General features: G+C 69.8%; 6 protein-coding genes. 5 read left to right on the top strand and 1 reads right to left on the bottom strand.

Annotated features, from left to right (window positions below):
• Positions 1–2832 (top strand): WD40 repeat domain-containing protein (locus D7X12_RS34795; RefSeq protein WP_147443889.1); only part of this gene is annotated, 2832 nt, incomplete at its 5' end.
• A gap of 14 nt (positions 2833–2846) precedes the next feature.
• Here D7X12_RS34795 and D7X12_RS34790 read toward each other — a convergent pair.
• A complete protein-coding gene (locus D7X12_RS34790) occupies positions 2847–3287 on the bottom strand; it encodes an ester cyclase (RefSeq protein WP_158620183.1) in 441 nt (146 codons plus the stop codon).
• A gap of 249 nt (positions 3288–3536) precedes the next feature.
• Here D7X12_RS34790 and D7X12_RS34785 point away from each other — a divergent pair, with 249 nt between their 5' ends.
• From D7X12_RS34785 to D7X12_RS34770, 4 genes are all read left to right on the top strand, one after another.
• The gene (locus tag D7X12_RS34785; RefSeq protein ID WP_120629511.1) at positions 3537–5012 is read left to right on the top strand and encodes a GMC family oxidoreductase; all 1476 of its coding nucleotides are present in this window, start codon (positions 3537–3539) and stop codon (positions 5010–5012) included.
• Positions 5013–5042: 30 nt separating this feature from the next.
• Positions 5043–6983 carry an AGE family epimerase/isomerase gene (locus D7X12_RS34780; RefSeq protein ID WP_120629510.1) on the top strand — a complete coding sequence of 647 codons (1941 nt, stop codon included), beginning with the start codon at positions 5043–5045 and terminating at the stop codon, positions 6981–6983.
• Positions 6980–8479 (top strand): DJ-1/PfpI family protein, encoded by a 1500-nt coding sequence (locus D7X12_RS34775; protein WP_120629509.1) that lies wholly within the window; start codon positions 6980–6982, stop codon positions 8477–8479. Before D7X12_RS34780 ends, D7X12_RS34775 begins: the two co-directional genes overlap by 4 nt.
• 53 nt (positions 8480–8532) lie before the next feature.
• Positions 8533–9754 (top strand): thiamine pyrophosphate-binding protein (locus D7X12_RS34770; protein WP_208719472.1); only part of this gene is annotated, 1222 nt, incomplete at its 3' end.

Raw genomic sequence — 9754 nt, 5'->3', positions numbered from 1 at the left:
GACACCCGCCCCGTCCTCGCGGACGGCGGCTCCACGCGGGTACGGCCCTCCCCCTCGCCGGAGTTCCAGGCGCTGCTCGACGGGGTGCTGCGCGGGGTGCTCGAGCGCCGCGGCACCTGCCTGAGCATCCTCGCGAATCGCGCGGCCATCCTCTGCGCCGCCTGGAGCCCGGATGGCAGGCACCTGGCCACCGGAGACTCGGCGGGCCAGGTCTTCCTCTGGGACCTCCAGTCGCCGGGCAAGGAGCCCACGTGCATCGATGCGGGCACCACCGACAGCGCGAGCACCCCCGACAGCCACCGCGGCGTGAAGGCACTGGTCTGGGCCGCGCGGAGCCACCATCTGGCCTGCTGCGACAACGATGCCCGGGTCCAGGTGATGACGGTGGGCAGGAAGGGGCCCCGCATGCTGCGCTCCCCGTACGAGGCGGGGACGCGCAACCCCTGGGGGCTCCAGCTCTCGCCCGACGGGGAGCTGCTGCTCGGGCCGTACGGCCACGACGGCGCCGACCCGAGCGACACCGCGCCGCATGCCGCCGTGCTCGGCGTGGCGCGCAAACAGTGCGTCCCGGTGTGTGACTCCAGGCCGAAGCAGCCCCCCCGATGCGCCGAGGTGCTGGACGCCGCCTGGGCGCCCGAGGGGGAGGTCTTCGCCACCGCCGGGCTCAACGAGGTGGGCGTCTGGCGCGTGAAGCGGCGTGAGTCCCGGTACACCGTCACCCGACAGGAGACGTTCCCCGTGGCGGGGGTCCTGACGGTGGCCTGGCACCCGGGGGAGCCGGCGCTCGCCGCGGGAGGGATGAAGGGGGTCGTCGTCTTCCGCGGGTCCGGAGCCGCGCTGAAGAAACAGCACCTGGAGACGCCTGGCCCGGTGGAGCACGTGGCCTGGAGCCCGGAGGGCCAGTGGCTCGCGGCGGCCAGCACCCGGACCGTGCGCCTCTGGCACGCGGACTCGGGCCTCCTCTCGAATGTCCTCCACGTGGAGGGCTCCTCGCTGGGCGGGCTCACGTGGAACCCCCGGCGGCGCGGCGTCCTCGCGACCTGGAGCGGCAACCTTGCCCGGGTCTGGGACGTGGAGAGCGGCCGGGTGCTGGCGACGCTCACCGGCCACACCGGGAGCATCCACCAGGTGGTGTGGCGTCCCGACGGGAAGCAGCTCGTCACCGTGAGCACGGATGCCACGGCGCGCATCTGGGACGACACCACCGGCGGACCCGAACGCCGGGGGACCTGGGAGGAGATGGAGCAGCTCCAGAGGAAGACTGTCTCTCCCCTCGACAAATGGGACTACCCGCCGGAGCTCCCGCTGAAGCCGGGCGCTCCGGACACCGCGTGGGCCTTCTACAAACGCATCGATCCGAGTCTGGCCGCCATCCCGGAGGCCTCGTCCCATTCCCTGTGCCTGTGGAAGGGCGACGACCTGGGCACCGCCCCCAGCGTAAGGGGGCACGGGCTCATGGCCACCTGGAGCCCCGACGGAAGGCATGTCGCGGTCCAGGACGGGCCCAAGACCTTCTCGCTGTGGACGGCCTCCGGCGACCTCAAGGTCCGCAAGAAGGAGGTGCTCCACGACCTGCTGCGGTGGGTGTGGCATCCCCAGAGCAAGGCCCTGGGACTCGTCCTGCGCGACCAGGGGGAGCCCTGGTTCTGGGACCTCACGAGCGAGGCCCCGGTGCGCCCCCCGGGCAAGGAGAAGGACGCACTGTGGGACCTGGTCTGGAGCCCCTCGGGCGGGCAGTTCGCCACCACCTGCAATGACGGCTGGGCCCGCATCTACGACTACAAGGGCGCCAGCGCGCTCAACCCGCTGCTGTGGAGCCCGCGGCTGGTGTTCCCGGCCCGCCGCATCGCATGGAGCCCCAATGGGCAGTTCCTCGCCACCGGAGACGCCGGAGGGCTGGTGGGTATCTGGGACTCGCGCGGCCACGACCTGGTGGCGTGCCCCCAGATGCACTGGGGGCCCATCCAGCACCTGGTGTGGAACCGGAGGAGCTCGTGCCTCTTCAGCGCGACCGAGGGCGGCCGCGGCCTGCTCTGGCGCCAGGGGGGCGATGGGCGCTGGGCGATCGCGGCGGTGCTGGAGGCGGAGCCCACCGCGCTCCGCTGGGCCTACTTTTCACGCGATGGCCGGTGGCTGCTGGCGATGGAGGCGGACGGCGCGGGCATTCGCCGCCACCCCGCCGAATTCGAGACGCTGGTGGACCAGGTGGCCTCCCAGCCGGAGCCGCGGCGCGTTCACCAGGCAGGAGCACGCCCACTCCCACCCATGCCGGAGCCGGCGAGGGCAGCGCGCCCACCCGGCACGCAGCATGAGGATGTCTCGGGCATCCTCTCCGACGACGCGCTCACGCAGCTGCGACGCAGCTACGCCAGGGAGCCGGAGCAGATGGCGAAGACCTCGCGGAGCAGCATCCTGGCCCTGTATCCCCATTCCAGCCATCTCCTCGAAGAGATGATGATCGAGTTCTTCGACCCCAAGAAGTTCGCCCCGGGTCAGGTCCTCACCAAGGTCGAACGGGACCAGGAGTTCGAAAAGTTCGCCCGGGACCGCGAGCAGATCGTCATCGCCCTGCTGGCTGCCCGCGTGGGAAACCGGCGGATCTACCTCGCGCTCCATTTCTACTGGGGCCTGATGGTGGGCCTGTCTCCCGAGGAGATCGCCAAGCGGCTGCTGTTCATCAGCTTCTACAGCGGCATCGACACCCTGACCTCGTCGCTCGAGACGCTCAGCCTGGTGCTGAGCAAACTGCGAGACCTCACGAGCCAGGCGAAGTCGGACGACGCGCTGGCTCCGAAGGCCATCATGGGCGAGTTGAAGGAGGTGTTCCCCTGAGGACCCGGACCGGCTCACGCCGCGCGCCGTGAGAGAACCGCGCCGGAGCATGAGTCGGGGTCGAGGTCGTGCATCCAGAGTTCGGCCACCCGGTCGCCCTCGAACACGAAGACGTACAGGCCCCGCGGGACCGGCCCCGGGTGCGAGCCCTCGGCGCGCCAGCGTACCGCCACCTTGTTGCCCTGGACGGCGCGGCGCTCCATGGCGAACCGGGCGCCAGGCGCGCTCCCGCGCAGCTTGCTCACGAACCGCCGCAGGCCCTCCCGTCCGTCGCCCGACTCCGGCCGCCCGGGCCCGCGCAGTGCGACGCCGGGCGTCATCAGCGCGTCGATGAGTTCCAGCCGGCCATGGCCCAGCACTTCGTCGAAGTAGCAGTCGACCGTGTTCACCATTCCCTCCCTCGTGGACTGCGGATTGCCAAAGGGCTCGGCGTTCGCGTGGGTCTCTTTGAGCATGAGCTGACGTCTTCCTTGTGTCTGGCTTTTGAGAGCGCCTGTCATTGCCGCGGCAGGTGCGCCGCCGGACAGGCCTGATGGGAAGAGCCGCGAGGTGCCCGGTGTGACGGACCGCCGGCTTCCACCTCTCGCGCGAGCAGGCTGCCAGGTCCGCTTCGTCACGGCATGCCCGACCCGGCTCCAAGTCAGTCATGACAATGCAAGGACAAGACATCCGCGCTCCAGGCCGAGCAGGGAGGCCGAGTGACGATGGACGCCTATGACTTCATCGTGGTCGGAGCCGGCTCGGCGGGCACGGTCATCGCCCACCGGCTGACCGAGAACCCCGAGGTCCGCGTGCTGCTCCTGGAGATGGCGGACAGCGGGACTCCCCGGGCGTACAGCAGCGAGCCCCAGATGGCCCTGGAGGGCCGGCAGATCCACGAGCCGCACGGCACGCTGCTTGGCGGCAACGCTTCCGCCCGCGTGCACGTCCGCGGGCACCCGTCGGACTTCGACGCCTGGGCGCACCAGGGGTGCCCAGGCTGGGCCTGGCAGAGCGTACGGCCCTACTTCCAGAAGCTTGAAGACGAGGGGGTGACGAGCACGCAGCGCCAGCCGCACCCCATCTGCGAGGCCTTCATCGAAGCCTGCCAGGAATCGGGCCACCCCCTCACCGCGGACTTCAACGGGCCCCAGATGGAGGGCGCCGGCTGGCACCACCTCCACCCTCAGCAGGGCAAGCGTCACGGCGTCGACGTGGGGCCCCTCCTGCTGGCGCTGGCGCGGCCCAACCTCACGCTCGTGACGGGCGCCCAGGCCACCCGGCTGCTCTTCGAGGGCTCGGACTGCATGGGCGTGGAGTACCACCACCAGGGCCGGCGCGAGAACGCGTACGCCGTCGAGGAGGTGGTCCTCTGCTGTGGGGCCCTCGAGTCCCCCAAGCTGCTCCTGCTCTCGGGCATCGGTCAGCCCGAGCGGCTCGGGCTGCTGGGCATCACGATGCACTCCGCCCTCCCCGGCGTGGGCGAGAACTTCCACAACCACGTCCTCACTGGAGTCATCCGGGGAGTCATCCGGGAGTGCTCCCAGCCCCAGCCCGTCCCGGCCTCCTGGCCGGGCCCCTCCGAGAGCGCCCTCTTCTGCCAGTCCGCTCCCGGCTGGCTCGGGCCCGACTTGCAGCTGGCGTTCCTCCACGGGGCGCCCAACAAGGCCCTCGGCCAGAAACACCCGAACGCCGTGAGCATCCTGCCGGGCGTGGTGCGGCCGCTGTCACGCGGCTGGGTGCGCCTGGCGAGCCGTGACCCGCTCGTCAGACCGTTCCTCCATCCCAACTACCTGGCCGTCGAGGCGGACGTCACGCGCCTGATGCGGGGCGTGGAGCTGGCCCGGGAGCTCTTCGCCACAAGGGCATTCGCCCGCTGGGTGGGCGGCGAGCTGATGCCCGGCCCCGAGGTGGGCAACAGGGCCCAGCTCAGGACCTTCGTCCAGCGCGGCGCGGACTCGGGCCAACAGCCCGCGGGCTCCTGCCGGATGGGGCTTGATGCCATGGCCGTCGTGGACCCGGAGCTGCGCGTCTTCGGCATCGGCGGACTGCGCGTGGCGGACGCCAGCGTGATGCCGTCCCTGCCCTCCGGCGACAGCCACGCCGCGGTCGTGATGATCGCCGAGAAGTGCGCCGACCTGCTCCAGGCCGCGCACGGCCTCCGCGCCCCTACCGTCACAGTGCGCAATCCCTGTCTCTAAAGACAGCACCATCGCCCCCCACGAGAGCGCATGAACAACTTCTGTCAAACCCTCACCCTTCAGGGAACCGTCACGTCGTCGCAACCCGAGCAGCTTCGGTGCGACCTCCTGCTGCGAAGCGGCGACACCGTGACGCTCCACTTCGGCGCCGAGACGACGTTCTCGGTCCTCACCAACATCGACGGCACCTCGAATGACCGGGTGCCCGACGCCCCCGAACAGGGGGGCGGCGAGCTGGCCCGCAAGGTGGCCCGCTACCTGCGACCCAAGGACACCGTCTTCATCCGGGCCATCCGGTTCGAGCACGAAGGGGAGGAGCGCTACGACGCGCGCGCCGTCACCCGCATGCACTCCGAACCGCAGCGCTTCCTCTTCGAGGACCCGCACTGGTGGATGACCCAGACGATGCACATGGCCAATGCGTGGCTTGACGACCTCTTCGGTGACTCGCGCACCTACAGCGAGGACGACTTCTCGAAGCGCTACCGCACCAACCTCAACTTCTACGGCGGCGCCACGGACGACAACCTCCAGGCCATGCCGACACTCGCCCGGCTCATCTACGGACTGTCGTCGGCGTACCTGATGACGGGCGACCACCGCTACAGGCTGGCGGCCGGGGCGGGCATCCAGTTCCAGCGATCCTCCTTCCGCATCCTCAGTCCGGATGGGCAGTCCTGCATCTGGGCCTTTGGCCGGCGCAAGGGCGTGAATGGCACCGTCACCCTCAGGGCCTCGGAGAACAGCGATGACTCCGGCGCCATCGCCCTGTACGAGCAGATCTACGGCCTGGCCGGGCTTGCCCAGTACTTCCGCATCACCAGCGACCCCGAGGTGCTGGAGGACATCCGCCGCACCGTCAAGACGTTCAACACGCTCTTCCTCGACAGCAAGGACGTCAACGCCGAGTTCCCCGGCTTCGACGGCTACTTCGCCCACCTTGACCCGGTCACCCTGCGGCCCGACTCGGCTGCGCTCGGGCGGCTCCGCTCACGCAAGAACTGGAACTCGGTGGGCGACCACATCCCCGCCTACCTCATCAACCTCATCCTCGCCCTGGACCCGCTGCCGCAGGGCGCGGACCCGGAGGTCGCGAGCTTCCTCGACACCTGCCGGGAGATGCTCGACCGGACGACGCGGCTCATCCTCGAGAAGTTCCCGGCCCCCGACTCGCTGTATGTGAATGAGCGGTTCCTCGCGGACTGGACGCCCGACCACCAGTGGGGGTGGCAGCAGGACCGCGCCGTCGTGGGCCACAACTACAAGATTGCGTGGAACCTCGCGCGCATCGCCTGGTACCAGCTGGGCACCGGACGGCAGCAGGAGGCGCAGCGGGCGCTCCAGCTCGCCGAGCGGCTCGCCAAGGCGATGGTCTCCCACGGCGCCGACCGCATCCGGGGCGGATGCTTCGACGCCGTGGAGCGGCACCCCACCAACGGCCAGCCCCTGGAGTTCCCCTGGGGCAGCGTGAAGGACTTCTGGCAGCAGGAGCAGGCCATCCTCGCCAACCTCATCCTCCACGGCCAGACGGGGGACCCGGAGTACCTGGACCAGGCGCGCTCCATGTCCGCGTTCTGGAACATGTTCTTCCTGGACCGGGACAACCAGAACGTCTTCTTCCGCGTCAATGAGGACGGCCTTCCCATCTTGAACGGCTCGTATGCCAACAAGGGGCAATACGCCGTCGCGGGCTACCACTCCTTCGAGCTGAACTACCTGGCTCACGTCTACACGTGCGCCTACGTCTCGCCCGCCTCCAGCTTCTGTCTGTATTTCCATCCGTCCGCCCACAGCGGCTTCCGCTCCATCAACGTGCTGCCGGATTTCGTGAAGCCCGGCTCCATCGAGATCTCGAGCGTCTCCATCAACGGCCGCCATCGGGCCCACTTCGACCCCCACCGGTTCCAGATTCCCCTGGAGCCTGCGGACCTGGGTTCGGAAGTCATCGTCCAGTTCCGGAGGAAGTCATGAGCGCCCAGTCCCTGAAGGGCAAGAAGATCGCCGTCCTCGTCGAAAGCCAGTACATCGCTGACGAGATCGCGCAGTACCGTGACCGGTTCGGGGCGGCGGGGGCGGAGGTCCACTTCCTCGCGAACCTGAACGGCAGCCCCTTCCTGAACCTCGTGAGCGAGGTCGAGGAGGTGGGCCGTACGCCCAAGCTCCTGACCGTCACGCGCGACATCCGCAAGGCCGCCCCCGAAGACTACGCGGCCATCCTCGTGGCGGCCAACTACCCCAGCGTGCGGCTGCGCCACTTCGTCCCGCCCGACGGGCCGGATGGCAAGCCGCTGCCCATCACCCCGGAGATGGTCCGCACCTCGCCCGCCGTGCAGTTCTTCAGCCGCGCCATGCGCCACCCGGAGATCATCAAGGGGGCGCTGTGCCACGCCCTCTGGCTGCTGACGCCCACCCCGGAGCTGCTCGCGGGGCGCAAGGTCCTCTGCCATGAGGTCGTCCTGGCCGACGTCCTCAACGCCGGCGGCCTCTACACACCGGATCCGTCGGGCGTGGTGGTGGACAGGGACCTGGTGACGGGGCGCTCGTTCTTGAACGTCTCCGAGTTCATCCAGCGCATCAAGCAGCTGCTGGTGTCCCAGGAGCCGGCGGTGGCTCCGGCGCCCCAGCGCAGCATCCTCGTGGTCCTCTCCAACCACGGCTACTGGGGCGAGGAGCTGGTGGGCCCGCTGGAGGTCTTCGAGCGCCAGGGCTACCGCATCGAGTTCGCCACGCCGAACGGACAGCGGCCCGTGGCCCTGCCTCCGAGCATGGACGCGGGCTACATCGACCCGCCCCTGGGGCGCTCGGTGACGAGCCCGGAGATGGCCCTCAAGGTGTGCCTGCTGGACTCCACCGGCCCCGGGCGCAGCGAGCGCTCCCGGATGCTCGATGCGCCAATGAACCTCTCGGCGCTGCTGCCCGAGCGGCCCTACTTCAGCCATCCCATGATGGTGCGTGCGCTTGAGGACTACTACCGCGAGCGCGATGAGGCCCTGCGCGCCTTCGAGCGGTTCGACGCGCTGCTGCTGGTGGGCGGCAGCGGCCCCATCGTCGACCTGGCCAACAACCAGCGCGTGCACGACCTCATCCTCGGCTTCCTGAAGCTGGGCAAGCCGATCGCCGCCGAGTGCTACGCGGTGGCCTGCCTCGCGTTCGCGCGGGAGCTGGAGGACCGGCGGAGCATCCTGCGCAACAAGCACGTGACGGGCCACTGCCTGGAGTACGACTACAAGGACGGCACCGGCTTCGTGGGCACCGACTTCAACATGGGCCCGCCACCGTACCCGCTCGAGTACATCCTCCGCGACGCGACCGCGCCGGAGGGGCAGTACCACGGCAACTTCGGCAAGGAGCGGTCGGTCATCGTCGACTACCCGTTCGTCACGGGCCGCTCCACCCCGGACTCCACGCTGACGGGCGAGAAGCTCGTCGAGGTGCTGGAGCAGGGCCTGCGACGTTGGGGGTGCTGATGCAACCGCACAACAAAAAAGGAGGAAACACCCTGAAGAAGAGAACCGGTTGCATGGCCCTCCTCGAGCAGCTCGCCGCGGAGGGAACCCGATACCTGTTTGGCAATCCCGGCACGGTCGAGGAGGGCTTCCTGGATGCCATGCGCGACGTGCCATCCCTCCAATACATCCTCGGCCTCCATGAGTCGGTGGCCGTGGCCATGGCGGATGGCCACGCGCGGGCGACGCGGCGGCCCGCCTTCGTCCAGCTGCACTCCAGCGTGGGGCTGGGCAATGGCATCGGGATGCTCTACCAGGCGAAGCGCGGCAACTCCCCGCTCGTGGTGCTCTCGGGAGAGGCCGGGCTCGCCTACGACGCCATGGATGCGCAGATGGCGTGCGACCTCGTCTCCATGGCCCGCCCGGTGACCAAGTGGGCCACGCGCGTCGTCGACCCGGGCTCGGTGCTGCGGGTGCTGCGGCGGGCCATCAAGATGGCCTCGACGCCGCCCATGGGGCCCGTCTTCGTCGCCCTGCCCATGGACGTCCTCGACGCACCCAACGATGAGTCCGTCTTCCCGACGCCGCGGCTCGACACCCGCTCCGCGCCGGAGCCGGAGGCGGTGAAGGCGCTGGCCCACCTGCTCGCGGAGGCCGAGCAGCCGCTGCTCATCGTCGGTGATGGCGTGGCGGCCTCGGGTGCCCAGGAGGAGTTGACCCGGGTGGCCGAGCTGCTCGGCGCCGAGGTGTGGGGCGCCAACAGCTCCGAGGTGAACATGGATGCGGCCCACCCGCTGTTCCGGGGCCTGCTGGGCCACATGTTCGGCAAGGACAGCGCGGCGGTCGTCTCGCGGGCGGACGCCGTGCTCATCGCGGGCACGTATGTCTTCCCGGAGGTCTTCCCCGCCCTCTCCGGCGTCTTCCGCCCCGGTGCCCGGGTCGCCCATGTCGATCTCGACGCGTATGAGATTGCCAAGAACTTCCCGGTGGAGCTGGGCCTCGTGGCGGACCCGAAGCGGACGCTCGCGGCGCTCGCGGAGGCGCTGTCCTGGATGATGACGCCGGCCCTCCGGGCGGCCGCGGAGCAGCGGTTGCGAAGCGCCCGGGAGCAACGGGAGCAGGAGCAGACACGGGCTTCGTCCCCCCTCTTCCTGCGAGAGCTGGCGAAGCGGGTGGGTGACGAGGCCATCGTCTTCGACGAGGCGATCACCCTCTCGCCGGAGGTGACCCGGGCGCTGCCCGGGCGCAGGCCGGGGCACTACTTCCAGACGCGGGGCGGCTCGCTCGGGGTGGGGA

The sequence above is a fragment of the Corallococcus sicarius genome, assembly GCF_003611735.1.
Lineage (GTDB): Bacteria > Myxococcota > Myxococcia > Myxococcales > Myxococcaceae > Corallococcus > Corallococcus sicarius.
Note: the sequence above shows the minus strand (reverse complement) of the source record. Positions and strands in the feature narration are given on the sequence as shown.

Coding starts and splice junctions, on each gene's coding strand:
- D7X12_RS34775 (WP_120629509.1), top strand. CDS start 6,980: ATGAGCGCCCAGTCCCTGAAGGGCAAGAAGATCGCCGTCCTCGTCGAA.
- D7X12_RS34785 (WP_120629511.1), top strand. CDS start 3,537: ATGGACGCCTATGACTTCATCGTGGTCGGAGCCGGCTCGGCGGGCACG.
- D7X12_RS34780 (WP_120629510.1), top strand. CDS start 5,043: ATGAACAACTTCTGTCAAACCCTCACCCTTCAGGGAACCGTCACGTCG.
- D7X12_RS34790 (WP_158620183.1), bottom strand. CDS start 3,287: ATGCTCAAAGAGACCCACGCGAACGCCGAGCCCTTTGGCAATCCGCAG.